Here is an 18,164-nt window from a genome sequence, read left to right on the forward strand (position 1 = left end):
GGCGAGAGTTGCGGAGTTGGTCATACAGAGTTCCTTGAATTGAGGGTTGGATCGCGTTTCACGCGCTTGTACCGAATGTAGAGACAATAACGTTGCTTGAGAAGACCCAATAAAGCACAATTGAGTTGCTTATTCAACAACAATAAGGTGCTGCGCATGCTGAATCCTCAACTTTTGACCGCTTTTTCAGCCATCGTCAGTGCCGGTAGCATCAGTGCGGCGGCCACCCGGCTGGGGTGTGGCAAGTCGGTTATCTCGCGTCAGTTGGCCCGGCTGGAGGCCGATCTTGGTGCGCGACTGATTCAGCGCACCACGCGCAAATTGACGTTGACGGAGGTGGGCAAAGTGGTGCTGCTGGAGGCCCAGCAGATCGATCGCGCACTGAGTAACGTGGCCCAGATTTCCGGCCAGTTTCAGCAGGAGGTTCGCGGTCCGCTGCGGATAGCGTGCCCGCGCCCGCTGGGGCAGCGCCATCTGGTGCCCTTGATCACCGAGTTCACCCGCCGCTACCCGCATGTCGAGGTGACACTGCTGGTGGAAGACCGGCTGAGCGACCTGATCGCCGAGCAGATCGACGTGGCCATCCGCGTGGCGCAAATGGAGGATTCGACGCTGGTCGCGCGCAAACTGGCGGACAACCCCCGCGTGCTGGTGGCAGCGCCGTCGTACCTGGAGCGTGCGGGTGCGCCCCTGACGCCAGAGGATTTGGCCCACCATGAATGCCTGCTGTGGACCCGCGAGAACCGCGTGTACGACGAATGGCCCTTGTCGCTGGGCGGCACGACTACCCTGGTGCGCGTGCAGGGCCGTATCCGTATCAACGATGGCATGGCGCTGGTCGCTACCGCCAGCAGTGGTGCCGGTATCACGCTGCTGGACCGGCTGTTGGTGGAGCAGGAGTTGGCCAGTGGCGCCCTGGTCGAGTTGCTGCCGACCTACAGCCTCCCGCCAGGCCCGCCCATCTACGCGGTGTACCCGGCGCGTCAATGGCTGGCGCTGAACACGGCCACGTTTGTGGAGTTTTTGCAGTCGAAGCGGTTTGGTGAACGGTCTTAAGGCTTGGCGGAAGACTTCACCCCCGCTCCCCGCACCTCCACCCGAACTTCATCCAACACCCGTCCTTGGGTGTCGGTGATTTGCACCACATGGCGACCCGGCCAGGGCAGCCATTGCGCAGATGCGCCCTTGGCAAACACCTTGCCATCCATCAGCCAGCGCAATCCGCTGCCTTCTGCCTGGAAGCTCACGCGTTGTCGATGCGGTGGAATGTCGGGGTCCAGGGCGATGATGGTGCCGCTGGTCGGGGACCTTATTTGACCTCTGGCCCTTGCGTTCAATGCTTCATCAGCTCCTGAATTGATAGCGAATGTGGCTTGCTGCGTGCCCTGCAGAAACCACTCCAGGCGGGCGGCCTCCAGTGGCGCCTGTCGGCCCGTTTTTGCATCTGCCGCCGCAAACTGCACGGGTGCCTGCACCACGCCCCCCGGGGGCTGTGGCGCGCGGCTGGTCTGGGTCCGGTGCAGATAGTTCATCAGCGCTGCCCAGATGGGTGCGGCACCGGTGGTGCCGCTCACGTCCCACATTGGCGCGCCGCTGGCGTTGCCTACCCATACGCCCACCGTGTAGCGTTGCGAGTAGCCCATGGCCCAGTTGTCGCGCATGTCTTTGCTGGTGCCGGTTTTCACCGCAGTCCAAAAGCGCGTGGCCAGCACGCTGTCAGTACCGAAGGTGCGGGCGCGGGCGTTGGCATCACTGAGCACATCGCCCACGATGAAGGCGGCGCGGGGGTCCAGGGCTGGGTGCTGGGTTGCTGGGTTGGCAGGCTTGTTGTGGGGCGTGGGTGATGCCAGTGACGTAGGGCCGGTGTGCCCGTGGTTGGCCAGTGCGCGGTAGGCGTTGGTCAGCGCCAGCAGCGACACCTCGGCGCTGCCCAGTGCCAGGCTGTAGCCGTAGTAATCGCCGCTTTCCTTCAGGGGAATGCCCAACGCGACCAATTGCTTTTGAAATGCATCGGGTGACACCATCACCAGTGTGCGTACGGCAGGCACATTAAGTGAGGCCCCCAGCGCTGTGCGTGCCGACACCCAGCCTTTGAACTGGCGGTCATAGTTCTGCGGGATGTAGAGGCCGCCCGCGGTCTGGATTTGCGTGCCCGAGTCTTCCAGCAGCGAGGCTGCGGTGATGCGCCGCTCGGCAATGGCTTGCGCATACAGAAATGGTTTGAGCGTGGAGCCGGGCTGGCGCAGGGTGGTGACATTGTCCACCTCGGGGGCGCTGCTGAGGTCGCCGGACGAGCCGACCCAGGCCAGCACTTCGCCGCTGGCGTTATCCAGCACCACCAGTGCGCCGTCTTCCACATGGCGGCCGGAGAGCTCGCGCAGGTGTTGCTGCAAGGTCTGCACCGCAAAGCGCTGCAAGGGGGCGCGCAGCGTGGTCTTGAGGGTGCTGCGTGGCGCGGTTTGTCGCACCAGTTGCCGCGCCACATGCGGGGCGATGCCCACACTGGCCGCATAGTCGCGTCGTTGCAGCGCGGCACTGGTGAACAGGTCCAATCCGTCGCAGTCCACCGCCTTGGTTTGCGGCTCCAGTGCTTTCAGCACACTGCAGGCCCGCTGCGTCACCTGCGGCCCCCGGGCGTTGGGTGCGCGCACCAGGGCGGCGGTCACGGCGGCCTCGCGGCTGTCCAGGCCGTGGGCGGCTTTGCCAAACAGGGTTTGACTGAGTGCATCAATGCCCACCAGCTCGCCCCTGTAGGGCAGCAGGTTCAGGTAAGCCTCCAGCACCTGGTCTTTGCGCCAGGTGCGTTCCAGCCACTGCGCAGAGACTGTTTGGCCGACTTTTTGCACCACGCTGCGCCCGCCGCTGCCACGCTTCAAGTCCTCATCCAGCAGCCCGGCCAGTTGCATGGTGATGGTGGAGGCGCCACGCGTCCTGGTGTTCCACAGATTGCCCCAGGCGGCGCTGGAGACGGCGCGCCAGTCGACCCCGCTGTGTTCGTAAAAGCGTTTGTCCTCCGACAGCACCAGGGCTGTGCGCAGGGCAGGGGAGATGTCAGCCAGAGCCACCCATTGGCCGCGGCGCACTGTTGCATCGGTGCGCAAGCGGTGCAGCACTTCGCCATGGCGGTCCAGGATCAGCGTGTCAGAGGGCTGGTAGCCCGCCTTTACAGCGTCAAATGTGGTTGATGCCCCCGCGGAAATTACCCATCCAGCTATCAATAGCGTAGCAACCAGTTTGCTGGCTGTTGCACGTTGGTCAAGTGGCTTCATCGGCCAGGATGAATCGGTGCACGCACGATGCGAAGGAGTTGCGGACATAAGGGTGGGATCGTACGCCTGCATCGCGCAGAAATCACCTCCGCGACACTCCGCTGGGTGGCTTCCCGTACTTTCGCCATAGACTGAACGGCTCTGTTGCCATCTTCTTTGTCTGGAAAAGTCCATGTCCACTGCTGCCCCGCTGTTTCAGCCGTTCACCCACAAGACCCTCAAGCTGCCCAATCGCATCGTCATGGCGCCCATGACGCGTTCCTTTTCGCCGGGCGGTGTGCCCACAGAAGCCGTGGCAGAGTACTACCGCAAGCGCGCCGCCGCCGCGGTGGGACTGATTATTTCCGAGGGTACCGTGGTGCAGCGGCCGGCCGCGTCCAATGATTTCAACGTGCCCCGCTTCTGGGGTGACGACGCGCTGGCCGGTTGGCAAAACGTGATCAACACGGTGCATGGCGCAGGCGGTGTGATGGCGCCCCAGCTGTGGCACGTCGGCGCAGTGCGCAACCGGCGCAGCGAATGGCAGCCGCCAGCGCCGTGGGATTCTCCCTCGGGCTATTCCTCGCCCGGCAAGAAGTTCACCGAGCCCATGACCGATGAGACCATCGCCGACACCATTGCGGCTTTTGCCCGCGCCGCGGGTGCCGCCAAGCGCCTGGGCTTTGATTCCATCGAATTGCACGGTGCCCACGGCTATTTGATCGACCAGTTTTTCTGGGACAGCATCAATCTGCGCGACGACCGCTACGGCGGCAGCGATCTGGTGCAACGCGGGCATTTTGCTGCCGACATTTTGAAAGCAGTGCGCGCTGAAGTGGGGCCGGACTATCCGATCATCATTCGTCTCTCGCAATGGAAGCAGCAGGACTACGCCGTGCAAATGGCCAAGACACCGGACGAGATGGCCGCCTGGCTGCAACCCCTGGCCGACGCCGGTGCCGACATCTTCCATTGCTCGCAGCGCCGTTTTTGGGAGCCCGAGTTTGAAGGTTCTGATTTGAACTTTGCCGGCTGGGCCAAAAAACTGACCGGTCGCCCCACCATCACCGTGGGTTCGGTCGGCTTGAATGGCGAGTTCATTGCCTCCATGATGGGCGGCGAAACCTCCAAACCGGCTTCACTGGACGAACTGCTGCGCCGCTTTGACCGGGGCGATTTCGACCTGGTGGCCGTGGGCCGTGCCCTGATCAGCGACCCCGATTGGGCCGTGAAAGTGCGCGATGGCCGCACGTCGGAGTTGTCCGACTACTCACCCGCTGCCCTTGCAGAGTTGGTGTGAACCAGCGCGTTGTTGTTGACTCGGTACCCTCAATCTGAAATCACGTTGAATGCTCTGCCATCGGCTTGCGAAGTGGAGGTCTGTCCTTTCACAACCAGCGGCGTGAACACTCGAATGGTGCTGGTGTTGGGTACCTTGAATTCAGCTTCCAGCGTGGACTGCCCGCTGCCCCTGGAAAGCACCTTGAAATCCTGGGCAATGCCCGAATTGTCTGCAGCCAGCACGACCAGCGTGAGCGTTGCGGAGGTGGCGGTCAGAACATAGCTGACGTCGAGCTTCAGCTTCACTGGCTGACCCGCGCGAAGCACCTGGGTTGTGTCGGGCGAGATGGCCGTGATCTGTGCCATCGATCCAAAAGGCGCTTGCTGATCGGCCCGCTGCGCACTGGTTTGACATCCGAGCAGGAAGCTGGCGGCGGCTATCGATGCCAGCAGTGAGGGTAGAGATTGGACGGCCATCTTGGGTTCTCGCTTCAGAAGAGTCAAACCGAATCCTGAACCATTTGGAGTTGGCGCGCTTGCGAAAGCGCAAAAGGGCAAAGTGAGTGCCATCGTTGCAACAAAGTAGAGACTTTTGTCGTCTTTGCGAGTCCAATAGCGTGCATGGCTGCAAGCGAAAATACAGGTGCGAAGAAGGCTGAACCGTCGGGTGATTCTCCAAAGAACAGATGGGGCATCCACCCGGATGTGTTGAAGCTGGGTCTGGTGAGCTTTTTGACGGACCTCAGCTCCGAAATGATTTTTTCGGTTTTTGCGGTTTTTTTCACAACCATCGCAGGCGCCTCAACGGCCTTGCTGGGTTTGGTCGAAGGGCTTGCTGACTTGTCCGCATCCACCTTGAACTACCTGGCCGGGTGGTTGTCTGACCGGACGGGAAAACGCAAGGCCTTCGCACTGGCGGGCTATGGTTTTTCCACGCTGGCCAAGATCATTTTGCTGATTTCCAGTTCGATCACAGGCCTGGGCATCTTTCGTGTGATCGAGCGGCTGGGCAAGAGCTTTCGCGGGCCACCGCGTGACGCATGGCTGTCTGCGGTGGCCGATCGGGACACCCGGGGCTACGCCTTCGGCGTACACAAGGCACTGGACAAATCCGGCGCGGTGCTCGGCCCCCTGGCAGCGTACGGATTGCTTGTCTGGCTTGGCGAGGGCGCATCCACCTACCGCCTTCTTTTTGCAATCGCACTCGTGCCCGCGATTCTCGGTGTGATTGCCTTGAGTCTTGTCAAAGACGCGCCCGGCGTGCCGCATCAGCGCGAGAGCATGTTTGAAACCTGGGCGACGCTCAGTCCGCAGTTCAAGCGCTACCTCGTCACTGCCGCGATCTTTTCACTGGCCTACTTCAGCTTCAGCTTCTTGCTGCTGCGTGCGCACAGCGTGGGTTTTTCGGTCAAGGAAATTGTGCTGCTGTATGCATTGTTCAACATCGCATGCGTCGTTGCCGCGCCCTTGATTGGCAAGCTTGGTGATCGTTTGGGGCGGGCACGCATGATTGTGCTGGGCTACCTGACCTACCTGTTGATGAGTCTTGGCTTTGCCTTCGCTACCACGCAGTGGCAGATCGTTGTGCTGTTCATCGTCTTTGGTCTTTTTTACGCCATCGACGAAGCGCAGAGCAAGGCGTTCATTGCCGATCTTGAACTCGAACGACGCGGCTCTGCGATGGGTCTCTACAATTTTGTGACCGGCCTTATCTATCTGCCGGCGTCATTGATCGCGGGTGCCTTGTGGTTGCTGCATCCCGCCAGTGCCTTTCTTTTTTCGGCTGCACTTTCATGTGCCGCGATGGCAGTCTTTTTGTACCTGCGGCCCGATCGAAAGCGCCTTCCTGCGCAGGCGCCAGACCACTGACGCCCGCTTCAGGCAGGTGGATTATTTCGGCTCAAACAGGGTGATGGCAAAGCAGCTTTTGCGCACGAATCGAGCCGCAATATGGCGCATGGTTTTCCCTTTTTAAAGTACGCAGTGATCAAATCAACCATGCAACCATGCTATGGGCAGCAAGTTGCCTCAGCCACCCAGATTGCTATCGTCCTTGCGGCTTCACTTCCAGCACAATCTTCCCAATGTGTTTGCTTGACTCCATCAGCCGGTGTGCTTCAGCAGCTTCAGCAAGCGGGAACTTGGCAAACAGGTGTGTGCGGATTTTTCCACTCTCAATGGCTGGCCAGATTTCTTTCTGCAATGCATCACGCAGGGCCTGCTTTTCGGCAAGCGTTCGCGGGCGCATCGTGGATCCGGTAATCGTCAGGCGCTTGGTCATCACTGGCATCAAATCCACCTCGCCAACGCTGCCCTCCAAAAATGCCACGATCACCAGGCGGCCATCTCGCTTCAGTACCGAGAGGTTGCTTTTGACATAGGGCGCGCCGACCATGTCGAGCACAACGTCGACACCTTCGCCGTTTGTAAGCCGTTTGACCTCGTCAGCAAAGTCAGAATTGCGGTAGTTGATCGTATGGTCTGCACCGAAGCTCTTGCAGAATTCAGCCTTCTCGTCGCTGCCAACCGTGGCAATGCACTGCGCACCGATATGACGGGCCAATTGGATGGCCGTCAGCCCGATTCCGCTAGAGCCACCATGGATAAGGATGCGCTCGCCAGCCGCCAGGCGGCCATGGATTGTCAGGTTGGCCCACACGGTGAACCAGTTTTCCGGCAGGCACGCTGCAGTGGCGAGATCCATCCCGGCTGGAATCGCAAGAGCATGTGCGGCAGGTGCAACGCAGTATTCGGCGTAGCCACCACCGGGAGTCAGGGCCGTCACGTGGTCGCCAACTTTCCATTCGGTGACGCCGGCACCCAGTGCAGCGACCCGTCCTGCAACTTCAAGGCCAAGAACCGGCGATGCATCCGTGGGTGGAGGATACCGGCCGGAGCGCTGCAGTACATCGGGTCGGTTGACGCCAGCGTATGCCACCTCGATCAGGATTTGCCCGGCGCCAGGCGCAGGCGATGGTCCCTCGGCGATATGCATGCACTCAGGAGTACCACCGTTTCCGTGATCAATGTATTTCATGTTGTCCTCTGTAATGTGGGGTTGTCGTATCGCACGCCCGCTGGATGAAGGCTGCTTCCGGATTTCACTTATTCGCCAAATTATAGGCACATCACGTTTGACAAATGAAGCGCTTCAAATTATAGTGAACGCTAGTGTTAAAGGTATTTCTAACTATAAATCGCCAATAACATGAAGCGCTTCATATCTGCATGAAACTTAATTTGAGGAGACATCGGTGATTAAGAACCTGAAACGTATTGCATCCGTGCTTGGCTGTTTGACGGCTATTTCAATGGCCCCCCTGCACGCACAAGAAATCAAGATTGGGGCTTTGTTTCCCTTGAGTGGCGGACTCGCCCTCCTGGGTGATGAAAGCTATCGCGGTGTTCAAATCGCTGTCGATGAGCGCAACGCCGCAGGTGGAATCAATGGACGAAAAATTGCCCTGGTCAAAGCGGATGCGGTGGACGCCAATCAGGGTGTTGGTGAAGCGCGTCGTTTGACCTCCGGCGAAGGGGTCACGGCGATATTTGGAAGTTATGCCTCGGGTATCTCGGTTGCGGCAACTCAAGTGACTGAGCTGGCAGGCGTGCCTTACTTCGAGTTGGGTGCCGTGGCTGACACGGTGACGGGGCGTGGTTTGAAATACGTTTTTCGCAGCAATCCGACTGCCAAGAATTTTGCAGACCGGACTATTGAATCGGTCATCAATGTCGTGGCCCCCACCTTGAAGGCGGATCCAAAGGCTCTCAAAATTGCCATCATCTATGAAGACGGTCCTTACGGAACGCTGGTGGGTGGTTTCCAAAAGGAAGAAGCCAAGCGTCTGGGCTTGAATGTCGTTGAAAGCCAATCCTATTCAGCCAAAACCGTAGATTTGTCATCCCTGATCTTGCGCGTCAAGACGGCCGGTGCTGATATTGTTTTGCATACGGCATACCAAAATGACGCCGTGCTGTTCTTCCGTCAGTCGGCCACTGCTGGGTACAAGCCACGCGCCGTAGTGGGTGCAGGGGGAGGGTATTCTCTGAACGATACGACCGTTGCTGTGGGTGCTCCCATGGAGGGGGTCTACGATGTAGATTTTCCCCAGGTCACGATGAATGAGGCTGGGGCACCTGGCCTGAAAAACTTTGTGGCGGCCTACCAAAAGCGATTCAGCGCACAGCCGCGTTCAGGTCATAGTCTTGCAAACTATGTGGGCGCAAAAGCCTTTCTTGACATTCTTGCCAAGGCCAAATCCACCGATAAGGACAAAATCCGCGAAGCCATATTGGCCTACCGCCAACCAGTCGGTTCGAGCGCTGCAGGCTGGGGCTTCCAGTTTGCCGAGAACGGTCAAAACCAATTGGCATCCACCAACCTGATGCAATGGCAGCAAGGCAAGCTTGTGACGGTGTACCCCGCTGCGGTTGCAACGGCAAAGCCGATCGCAGGTAACTAAGGCTTCAAATCCAAATCAATCTTGGCGCTGCGTTGGACGAAGTCCTTCGCAGCGCAGGGGAGCCCTATGTCTCTATTTTTGCAATTGATGGTCAATGGACTGCTGCTGGGAGGCGCTTACGCGATCATCAGCATCGGATTGACGCTTATCTTCGGGGTCGTAAGGATCGTCAATTTCGCCCACGGCGAGTTTCTGATGATCGGTATGTATGCCGTGTGGCTGTTTGCCCAGCACATGGGATTGCATCCCTACGCATCGGCTCCGCTGGTTGCGCTGGTGTTGTTTTCCGTCGGCGCGCTGATGCAAAGGTTCATCATCCAGCCGCTGCTTTCGGCAGACGGACACATCCAGATATTTGCAACAGTGGGCGTATCCACAGCCATGCTGAATTTGGCGTTGATGGTATTCGGTGCGGACATCCGCAAGGTTGATGCAAGCTTCGGCGCGGAGGCGCTGAGTATCGCTTCGATGACCTTTGTAAGCGGGCAATTGATCACATTCGTGATCGCGATTGTCGTGGCAGCAGGCATGCATTTTTTCCTCAAGCACACATTCACGGGCAGGGCCTTCAGGGCACTTGCGCAGAACCGAATGTCAGCGGCCCTGATGGGGGTCAACGTCAATGCAATGTACGTCCTGGCGTTCGGGATTGGCACCGGCCTGGTGGGCTTGGCCTCGGGCCTGCTGGCGGTGCAGTACCCGGCCTTTCCAACGGTAGGGACCTACTTTGTATTGACGGCATTCGTCATTGTGGTGCTGGGTGGCATGGGCAGCCTCCCGGGCGCAGTGATTGGGTCGATGTTTATTGGCGTGATCGACAGTCTTGCTGGCTTCTATGTGGGGCCGGATTTGAAAGAAGTTATCTACTTCGTGATCTTTCTTGGAATTCTCACCATTCGCCCAACCGGTCTATTCGGTCTTGGTCGCGGATCTGAGTGAAGGAATTATTGATGATGCCCAATTTTCGAAATCCACGCAGTTACGTTGCGCTGCTGGCCCTGCTCGGGATACTGGTTGTTCCGTTCGTGCTGCAATCCCCCTTTGCCTACCACCTGGCTATCCAGGTCTGCGTGTTCGCAGGCTTGGCCGCTGCATGGAATATCGTGGGCGGCTTTGCCGGTCAGCTCTCGCTGGGTCATGCCGTGTTTTATGGCATCGGTAGCTATGCTGCCGGGTTGTTGGTTGCCAAGTTTGGCATCTCTCCCTGGATTGGCATGTTCGCGGGCGCTGCGGTATCGATGGTGGCGGCCATGATCATCGCCTATCCAACCTTGAGATTGCGCGGCCCCTTCTTTTCCCTGGCAACCATTGCCTTCCTGGAAGTTGCGCGACTGCTGATCATCCATCAGGAAAACTGGACAGGCGGATCTGCTGGTCTCAACGTACCGCTGCAGATTGGTCTTCCATGGATGATTTTCCGTGAAAAATGGGCGTACCTTCTCGTCGCCTTTGGCTTTCTCCTGGTGACCTTGTGGGTGAGCTGGTTGATTCGCCGCTCCAGGTTCGGCTTCTATCTGATTGCCGTGCGCGAACGGGAAGATGCCGCACGGGCGGTTGGCGTCAATGCCGTCCAGGTCAAGATGGGGGCGGCGGTGATATCGGCGGCGCTGACCAGTCTCATCGGCAGCTTTCACGGGATGTACTTGACCTTCATTGAACCCTCGTCTGCTTTTTCGCTGGAAATGTCGATTCAGATCGCCATGTTTGCCCTCATTGGCGGCCTGGGGACGGTTGCCGGGCCGGTGATTGGAACTGCCCTGGTGTTACCTGTTGCGGAGCTTGCCCGTGGCTGGTTGACTGCGTTCGGGAACGGAACACATGGTTTCGTCTACGGCGTGTTGCTTGTGGTCGTTGTGCTGTTTTTTCCGCGTGGGCTGGTAGGGCATTTGAGCGGGCGTGTTCTTCGTTGGATAGATCGTTTGCCCAACAAAAGCAAACCAGAGGAGACGGAAGTACTACAGACGGTTCAACACAGAAACACTGTGCCGAAAGGCACCCCCATACTCAAGGCGGAACATCTTGAAAAGCGGTTTGGAGGCCTGAAGGCCACCGATGATGTTTCCATGACGCTGCATGCGGGCGAAATTCTGGGCGTGATAGGTCCCAACGGTGCCGGCAAGACGACTGTGTTCAATCAACTCTCCGGCTTCATTCGTCCCGATCAGGGGTCGGTTACGGTTCTGGATGAAACAGGCGCGTGGGTGTCTCCAACTTCACCTGAAACATTCGCTCGCGCCGGTGTAGGTCGTACCTTTCAAATCGTCCAGCCCTTTTCTGGTTTGTCTGTGCTGGAGAACATCATGCTCGGCGCGTTCATGCACACAACGCATCGTGCGCAGGCGGAGGCCATCGCGCGTGATGTGGCGCACGTCACCGACTTGACTTCGTTGCTGGACACCGAGGCACGAAGCTTGACCGTGGGTGGCATGAAACGTCTTGAGGTGGCTCGCGCGCTTGCTACAAGACCGCGAATCCTGCTGCTGGATGAAGTACTGGCCGGCCTGAATCCGTCTGATGTGGCGCGGGCCATAGAAATGATTCGCCGCATTCGGGATACGGGTGTGTCGGTCTTGATGATCGAGCACTTGATGCAGGCAACCATGGCGTTGTCAGACCGGATCGTGGTCATCAACCTGGGGCGGGTATTGCGCGAAGGCGCACCTGCAGACGTTGTGAATGACATCGAAGTCATCCAGGCTTACCTGGGAAAGGGGTACACCAATGCTCAAGATTCGTGATTTAACGGCTGGCTATGAAAAAAGTGAAGTCCTGCGCGGTGTCTCATTTGACGTACACGCGGGGGAGATCGTCACGATTGTTGGCGCCAACGGCGCCGGCAAAACGACGACCCTGAAAACCTTGTGCGGGATAGTCCGGGCAAGCAGTGGCAGTATCGAGTTTGACGGCCTGCAGCTGCTGGCCCATCAGCCGCACGAAATTGTGGCGCTGGGTGTGACGATGGTCCCGGAGGGGCGCCAGTTGTTCCCCTTCCTCACGATTGAAGAGAACCTGCTGATGGGGGCCTACAAACCATCTGCGAGAAAATTTCGCAAGGAGCGGATGGAGGAAGTACTGGACATATTTCCCCGCGTCAAAGAGAGGTTGTCTCAGTTGGCGGGATCACTGTCTGGAGGCGAGCAGCAAATGGTCGCGATCGCACGCGGAATGATGGCAGACCCCCGTCTCCTGATTTTTGACGAGCCATCCCTGGGACTTTCGCCGATCCTCGTAGAGCAGATGTTTGACATTATTCGAATGGTGGCGGACCGCGGGACAACGGTGCTGCTGGTCGAGCAAAATGTATTTCACACGCTGCAAGTGGCAAATCGTGGGTATGTACTGGAAAACGGGACCATCACGCTCACTGGAACCGGCAAGGAGTTACTCAGCAACCCGCATGTTCGTCGTGCGTATCTCGGTCATTGAAATCCAGGAAAGACAGCATCATGAGCCATGAAAATCGAGTTGTTTTGATCACTGGCGGCGGTGGTGGCATCGGCACAGCGATTGCAGAAAAATATGTGCGTGATGGTGCCGCCGTAGGCATTGTGGACAGTTCTCCGCAAGCCGGCGCATTGCTTGCCGAGCGACTCAACAAGTTGGGATATCGCGCACACTTTGTCGTCGCTGATGTGAGCGTTTACGAGCAGTGTGAGGATGCCTGTCGACGCATAGAGAGTGCACTGGGCCCGGTTGACACACTCGTCAATAACGCCGGAATTTCGCCCAAGCATCAAGGGCTGCCATCGCCCATCTGGCGCATGGATCCTGCTGAATGGCGCAAGGTTGTAGAGGTCAATCTCAACAGCATGTTTTATTTCACCCGTCTGCTGGTTCCGGGCATGATCGAGCGGCGCTTTGGGCGCATCGTTTCAATGTCATCGGTTGCGGGCAAAGCGCATCTGGATATTGTTGCCGCGCACTACAGCACGACCAAAGCTGGCGTCATCGGATTGACGCGTCATCTCGCCGGAGAGCTGGGCCCTCACGGGATCACGGTCAATGCCCTGGCTCCCGGTCGAATTGACACGCCACTGGTCGCGGGCGCCCCGAAGGAAGCCAACGATGCCGTGATCGCGGTTACGCCTTTGAGGCGATTGGGCTTGCCGGGCGAGGTTGCCGATGCCTGTTTGTTCCTGACCTCCGGGCATTCGAACTTCATTACCGGTCAGGTGATTGATGTGGCCGGCGGTTGGCTGATGACCTGAAGCTATGGACGAGATCACTGGCAACACTCGAATTTTCGGAATCCTGGCGGATCCGATCCATCATGTCAAAACCCCGCAGGGCATCAACCGCCTGTTTCGGGAGCTTCAATTTGACGGCGTGATGGTACCGATTCATGTCGGTTCTGAAGGCTTGGCAAAGATGGTTCAAGGCTTGCGCGAGTTTCGCAATTTGGACGGGTTCGTTGTGACGGTTCCTCATAAGTCTGCGTTCCTTGCGTTGTGTGACGAAGTAACACCTGAGTCCCGACAAATTGGCGCAGTCAACGTGGTCCATCGGACTGCGGATGGACGTCTTCTGGGTGGCATGCTGGATGGAGAAGGATTTGTTGCAGGCCTGAGAGCAAAGGGACACGAACCCCGTGGTCGCAGTGTGTATCTGGCCGGTGCCGGAGGCGCTGCCAGTGCAATTGCCTTCGCGCTGGCACGGGCTGGCGTTTCCAGGCTGACGATCGCCAATCGAACCACAGCAAAGGCGCAGCAGTTGATAGACCGTGTGGCGCAAATCTATCCCGACTTGTCAATGACCGCTGGCAGTGACGATCCTTCCGATCATGACCTTGTGGTCAACGCGACATCGCTTGGCTTAAGGCTGGAGGATGCCTTGCCACTGGACGTGAGCAAACTCGATGCACGGCAACTGGTGGCGGAAATCATCATGCAACCCGCAGAAACGCCGCTTCTTGAAGCCGCGCTCAAAAAGGGGTGTCAAATCCATTTGGGCGCTCCCATGCTTCATTGCCAGATTGAGCTGATGGCTTCATTCATGAGAGGCAACTTCGCACGAAACGGGGAATCGGCATGATCCACGGCGGGCTGGTTGAAAAATTCCGTGATGTGGTTGGCGATCGCGGTTTGATCACCCATGCGGCGGATCTTGCGCCCTACTGTCACGATTGGCGTGGCATTTTCAAAGGCAGTGCTTTGTGCGCAGTATTGCCGGGAAGCACACTTGAAGTCGCCGCCATTGTTCGCTTATGCGGAGAGGCGGGAGCAGAAATTGTGCCTCATGGCGGCAACACGGGTTTGTCAGGAGGTGCAACCCCTGATGCCACGGGGCACCAGGTCATCCTGTCACTCTCACGGATGAATGCAATTCGCCAGATAGATACCGTGGGTGAGACCATCGAAGTGGAGGCCGGGTGTATCTTGCAAGTCGCCAGGGAAGCTGTTGCAGAACAGGGATTGTTGCTTCCAGTGAGTCTCGCCGCCGAGGGATCCGCTCATATTGGTGGGATTGTTTCCACCAATGCAGGGGGAACCAATGTCGTTCGCTACGGCATGGCCCGCGGTCGCATCCTGGGCCTGGAAGTGGTGACTGCCGACGGACAAATCGTCACTGGATTGCGCCGGCTGCGCAAGGACAACGCCGGATACGACTGGAAGCAATGGTTTATTGGAACCGAAGGAACCCTGGGCATCGTGACGGCGGCTGTATTGCAGCTGGCTCCCATGCCAAGGCACCGGGTGACGGCACTGCTGGCTGTTCCGACATCAGAAGATGCGCTGCATGTCTTGCGTGCCGCCAGGCAGGAGATAGGGGAGACGCTGACAGGATTCGAACTGATGTCCGGGGCTGCGCTCGCGCTCGTGACGCGCCATCAAAAGCTCAAAGTGCCGCTGCGTGAGTCAGCATGGTATGTGCTGCTGGAAGCCAGTTCGTCATTGTCCGGCTTGCGAGAGGCGACTGAAGCGCTGCTGGCCGGCCTGCTTGAACGCGAGCAGGTTGCTGATGGTGTCATTGCGGAGTCTGAACGGCAGGCGACGGAGCTCTGGTTGTTGCGGGAATCCATTTCCGAAGCGGAAGGGAAAGAGGGGCGATCGGTTAAACACGACGTGTCCGTACCGATCTCTGCCATTCCAGAATTCCTGCGCCTGGCTGACGAGTCTGTCGCGCACGAATTTCCGGGTACACGAATCAATGCATTCGGACATGCCGGGGACGGGAACATTCACTACAACCTGATCGTCCCGCCGGGTACGCAAGCCAGTGCGGTGAATACGCTGGTCCACGATCTGGTCGTCGGCTTGGGTGGAAGCATCTCGGCAGAGCATGGTATCGGCCAATACCGCGTGGGCGAATTGCTTCGTTGCAGGTCCGCGCCCGAACTGGAGTTGGCACGACGCATTAAGCGAGCGCTTGATCCCACCAACATGCTGAATCCGGGCAAGGTCCTGGATCGCACCTGACGACTGGTTTTGACATTTACTGGGCTCTCTTGATTGAACATCATGAATACATTTGATTACGTCATTGTTGGCGGAGGTACAGCGGGTTGCATTCTTGCCAACCGATTGACTGAATCGGGCCAAAGCCGCGTTCTCTTGCTGGAAGCCGGGGGAGAGCCGGAGAGCATGTGGATTCCGATTCCGGCGGGCTTCAGCAAACTGCTGACCAACAAAAAATACAACTGGCTGTTCCAGACCGAGCCCGAGAGCAACACCAGGAATCGGATCATTTCTGTACCGCGGGGCAAAGGTCTGGGCGGGTCCACGCTGATCAACGGCATGATCTATGTGCGTGGCCAACCCAGTGACTATGATTCATGGGAGGCCTCCGGTGCTCCAGGGTGGGGTTATAAGGATATCGAGCCCTATTTCCGCAAACTTGAGAATTATGAAATCGGCGGAACTACCCGTGGAAAGGGTGGCCCCTTGCATATCGAGCAGGTCCGTGAGCGATTTCCGATCGCCAGCGCATTCATGCAAGCCGCCGTTGAAGATGGCCAATCAATGAACGAGGATTACAACTCCCCGGAGCAAGAGGGATTTGGGTATTACCAGGTCAATCAGCGTCGCGGTCGTCGGTGGAGTGCCTACGACGCGTATCTGAAGCCCGTGCGCCATCGGCAAAACTTGACCGTTGAGACAAATGCGCATGTTCTGAAGCTCGATCTGGAAGGACAGAGATGTGTTGGTGTGACGTACCGGCAAAATGAACGTGAGATATCCGTAAGAGCCGGTACTGAGGTCATTGTCGCAAGCGGTGCAATTCAAACACCGCAAATTCTTGAGCTGTCTGGCATAGGGCAAGCCAAACTGCTTCAGTCCTTGGGTATTCCGATAAGGCATGTTCTTGAGGGCGTTGGCGAGAACTACATTGACCACTTTGCAACCCGGATGAACTGGCGCGTGAAGAACACGCTCACCCTGAATGAAATGTCACGGGGTTGGCGTCTGGCACTCGCGGTTTCCGAATATTTCACCCGCAAAACGGGTATTTTGTCGCTGGGTACCGGATTGGTTCACGGCTTCGTCAAGACCCGTCCCGAGATGCGCGCACCTGACTCGCAGTATTTCTTTGTGCACGCCAGTTATGCGAATGCAGCGGAACGTATTCTGGATAAAGCGCCCGGCATGACGATCGGAATCACTCAGCTGCGTCCGGAGTCCATGGGCAGTATTCATGCGAAATCTGCTGATCCCTTCAGCGGGCCGTCAATTCGTCCCAATTTTCTTGCCAGCGAAGTCGATCAAAAGTGCATCATTGGTAGCATGCAGCTTGCAAGGCGCATCGTGAGTCAGCCTGCAATTGCAAAGTTCATTGATTTCGAGATGAGCCCTGGTCCCCAGGTGACGAAGGATTCCGAGTGGCTGGAGTTTGCGCGAAGCAATGGCCAGACCATCTACCACCCGATTGGGACCTGTCGCATGGGAGAGGACAGCAAAGCCGTTGTGGATGTCCGTCTCAAGGTAAAAGGTCTGGATGGACTTCGGATTGTGGATGCTTCGGTTATCCCCAAAATGGTATCCGGAAACATTCAAGGCGCTGTCATGATGGTCGCGGAGAAGGCCGCCGACCTGATCATTGAAGATCGCAAGCAGTCACGCTAGTGCGATCGCCTTAAATCGATATACTTTCTGATGGTTTCAATTCACGTGAGCACAAATATTTCAGATGCCTGAGAATCGCCCGACACTGGAAGATGTTGCACGCCTTGCGGGTGTCGCCCTGGGCAGTGCCTCACGGGCTTTGTCAGTGCCAGATCAGGTTAAGCCGGCAACACTTGAACGTGTTCAACGTGCGGTTGAGCAACTGGGATATGTCAGAAATGGTGCCGCACAAGCATTGGCATCCCGGCGAACTCGAACCATTGCAGCGATTTATCCAACACTGGACAACCCCATTTTTGCGGTGTCCATTCAATCGCTTCAGCAGACTTTGTGGGGGCTTGGCTACCAGTTGCTGGTTGCCAGTCACGACTATCGGCCGGAGCATGAAAGCGACGTTCTTCGTGCAATTCTCGAACGTGGTGTGGATGCATTGGTGCTGGTGGGCACAGATCACGCCGATGCGGTGTATGAGCTTGCCCGTCAATATCGCTTGCCCTATGTTCTGACATGGTCTTTCGAAGAGACAAAGCGGCAGCAATGTATCGGATTTTCATACTATGACGCCGCTTACAGGATGGCGAGCCTGGTTGTTGAATACGGGCATACGAAAATTGCACTTTGCAGTGGCGTAGCCAGTGGCAATGAGCGGGTGCGGGCTCGCATCAAGGGCACCCAGGCGGCATTGGCCACTGTGGGCTTGGATTTGCGTCCTGAGTGGGTCATTGAACAACCATTTACTTTTGAAGGTGGGCGTCAGGCGGTGCGACAGATCATCGGTCATCACGAGATGCCAACGGTCCTGATCTGTGGCACTGACATACATGCTGTTGGCGCGATTGGTGAATGTCGTGACCGGGGCTTGAAGGTTCCGGACGACTTGTCAATTACCGGGTCGGACGATATCGAATTGGCCAGTGTGGTGGAGCCAAAGCTCACTACGGTGCATGTTCCCACTGTGGAAATCGGCGTACGCGCAGCGCGCAGGATTGTCGACCTCATCAATAACAAGCCAGCCACTGAAGAAGTGGCGCTGGAGACGATTGTGATTGTGAGAGACAGCCTGAAACGACTGGTTCACTGATTCCATTTGACGGCTACCTGGCGGTGGTCTC

15 protein-coding genes are annotated in these 18,164 nt (G+C 57.7%); 12 read left to right on the forward strand and 3 right to left on the reverse strand.

Annotated features, from left to right (window positions below):
- The first annotated feature begins 156 nt into the window (after window positions 1-156).
- Complete coding sequence (locus IV109_RS06565; RefSeq protein WP_296693988.1) at window positions 157-1,056, forward strand: LysR family transcriptional regulator; 900 nt, start codon at window positions 157-159, stop codon at window positions 1,054-1,056.
- Here the strand turns inward: IV109_RS06565 and pbpC are convergent.
- The gene (pbpC, locus tag IV109_RS06570) at window positions 1,053-3,269 is read right to left on the reverse strand and encodes a penicillin-binding protein 1C (protein WP_296693990.1); all 2,217 of its coding nucleotides are present in this window, start codon (window positions 3,267-3,269) and stop codon (window positions 1,053-1,055) included. The genes IV109_RS06565 and pbpC overlap by 4 nt on opposite strands.
- Before the next feature lie 172 nt (window positions 3,270-3,441).
- Here pbpC and IV109_RS06575 point away from each other — a divergent pair, with 172 nt between their 5' ends.
- A complete protein-coding gene (locus tag IV109_RS06575) occupies window positions 3,442-4,548 on the forward strand; it encodes an NADH:flavin oxidoreductase (RefSeq protein WP_296693991.1) in 1,107 nt (368 codons plus the stop codon).
- 29 nt (window positions 4,549-4,577) lie between these two features.
- Here IV109_RS06575 and IV109_RS06580 read toward each other — a convergent pair whose 3' ends face one another.
- A complete protein-coding gene (locus IV109_RS06580; protein WP_296693995.1) occupies window positions 4,578-5,006 on the reverse strand; it encodes a hypothetical protein in 429 nt (142 codons plus the stop codon).
- Window positions 5,007-5,150: 144 nt separating this feature from the next.
- Here IV109_RS06580 and IV109_RS06585 point away from each other — a divergent pair, with 144 nt between their 5' ends.
- A complete protein-coding gene (locus IV109_RS06585) occupies window positions 5,151-6,398 on the forward strand; it encodes an MFS transporter (protein WP_296693999.1) in 1,248 nt (415 codons plus the stop codon).
- 175 nt (window positions 6,399-6,573) lie between these two features.
- On the opposite strand, the gene IV109_RS06590 is transcribed toward IV109_RS06585, so the two are convergent.
- The gene (locus tag IV109_RS06590; protein WP_296694001.1) at window positions 6,574-7,566 is read right to left on the reverse strand and encodes an NAD(P)H-quinone oxidoreductase; all 993 of its coding nucleotides are present in this window, start codon (window positions 7,564-7,566) and stop codon (window positions 6,574-6,576) included.
- Window positions 7,567-7,783: 217 nt separating this feature from the next.
- On the opposite strand from IV109_RS06590, the gene IV109_RS06595 reads away from it, so the two are divergent.
- From IV109_RS06595 to IV109_RS06635, 9 genes are all read left to right on the forward strand, one after another.
- Entirely contained in the window at window positions 7,784-8,992 is a 1,209-nt protein-coding gene (locus IV109_RS06595) for an ABC transporter substrate-binding protein (protein WP_296694005.1), read from the forward strand.
- Between the two features lie 66 nt (window positions 8,993-9,058).
- Window positions 9,059-9,931: a branched-chain amino acid ABC transporter permease gene (locus IV109_RS06600; RefSeq protein ID WP_296694306.1), complete on the forward strand. Its 873-nt coding sequence runs from the start codon at window positions 9,059-9,061 to the stop codon at window positions 9,929-9,931.
- An 11-nt stretch (window positions 9,932-9,942) separates the two neighbouring features.
- Window positions 9,943-11,730, forward strand: coding sequence for a branched-chain amino acid ABC transporter ATP-binding protein/permease (locus tag IV109_RS06605; protein WP_296694008.1), 1,788 nt, complete (start codon window positions 9,943-9,945; stop codon window positions 11,728-11,730).
- Entirely contained in the window at window positions 11,714-12,418 is a 705-nt protein-coding gene (locus IV109_RS06610; RefSeq protein WP_296694013.1) for an ABC transporter ATP-binding protein, read from the forward strand. The genes IV109_RS06605 and IV109_RS06610 overlap by 17 nt, the downstream gene beginning before the upstream one ends.
- A 20-nt stretch (window positions 12,419-12,438) precedes the next feature.
- Window positions 12,439-13,200, forward strand: coding sequence for an SDR family NAD(P)-dependent oxidoreductase (locus IV109_RS06615; protein WP_296694017.1), 762 nt, complete (start codon window positions 12,439-12,441; stop codon window positions 13,198-13,200).
- 4 nt (window positions 13,201-13,204) lie between these two features.
- Window positions 13,205-14,023: a shikimate dehydrogenase gene (locus tag IV109_RS06620; protein ID WP_296694021.1), complete on the forward strand. Its 819-nt coding sequence runs from the start codon at window positions 13,205-13,207 to the stop codon at window positions 14,021-14,023.
- A complete protein-coding gene (locus tag IV109_RS06625) occupies window positions 14,020-15,408 on the forward strand; it encodes an FAD-binding oxidoreductase (protein ID WP_296694025.1) in 1,389 nt (462 codons plus the stop codon). Before IV109_RS06620 ends, IV109_RS06625 begins: the two co-directional genes overlap by 4 nt.
- 42 nt (window positions 15,409-15,450) lie before the next feature.
- Window positions 15,451-17,052, forward strand: a complete 1,602-nt coding sequence (locus IV109_RS06630; RefSeq protein ID WP_296694029.1) for a GMC family oxidoreductase N-terminal domain-containing protein — start codon at window positions 15,451-15,453, stop codon at window positions 17,050-17,052.
- A gap of 64 nt (window positions 17,053-17,116) precedes the next feature.
- Complete coding sequence (locus IV109_RS06635) at window positions 17,117-18,133, forward strand: LacI family DNA-binding transcriptional regulator (RefSeq protein ID WP_296694032.1); 1,017 nt, start codon at window positions 17,117-17,119, stop codon at window positions 18,131-18,133.
- The last annotated feature ends 31 nt before the right edge of the window (window positions 18,134-18,164 follow it).

Origin of the sequence: Rhodoferax sp. (genome assembly GCF_018780565.1) — a bacterium.
Taxonomy (GTDB): Bacteria; Pseudomonadota; Gammaproteobacteria; order Burkholderiales; family Burkholderiaceae_C; genus Rhodoferax.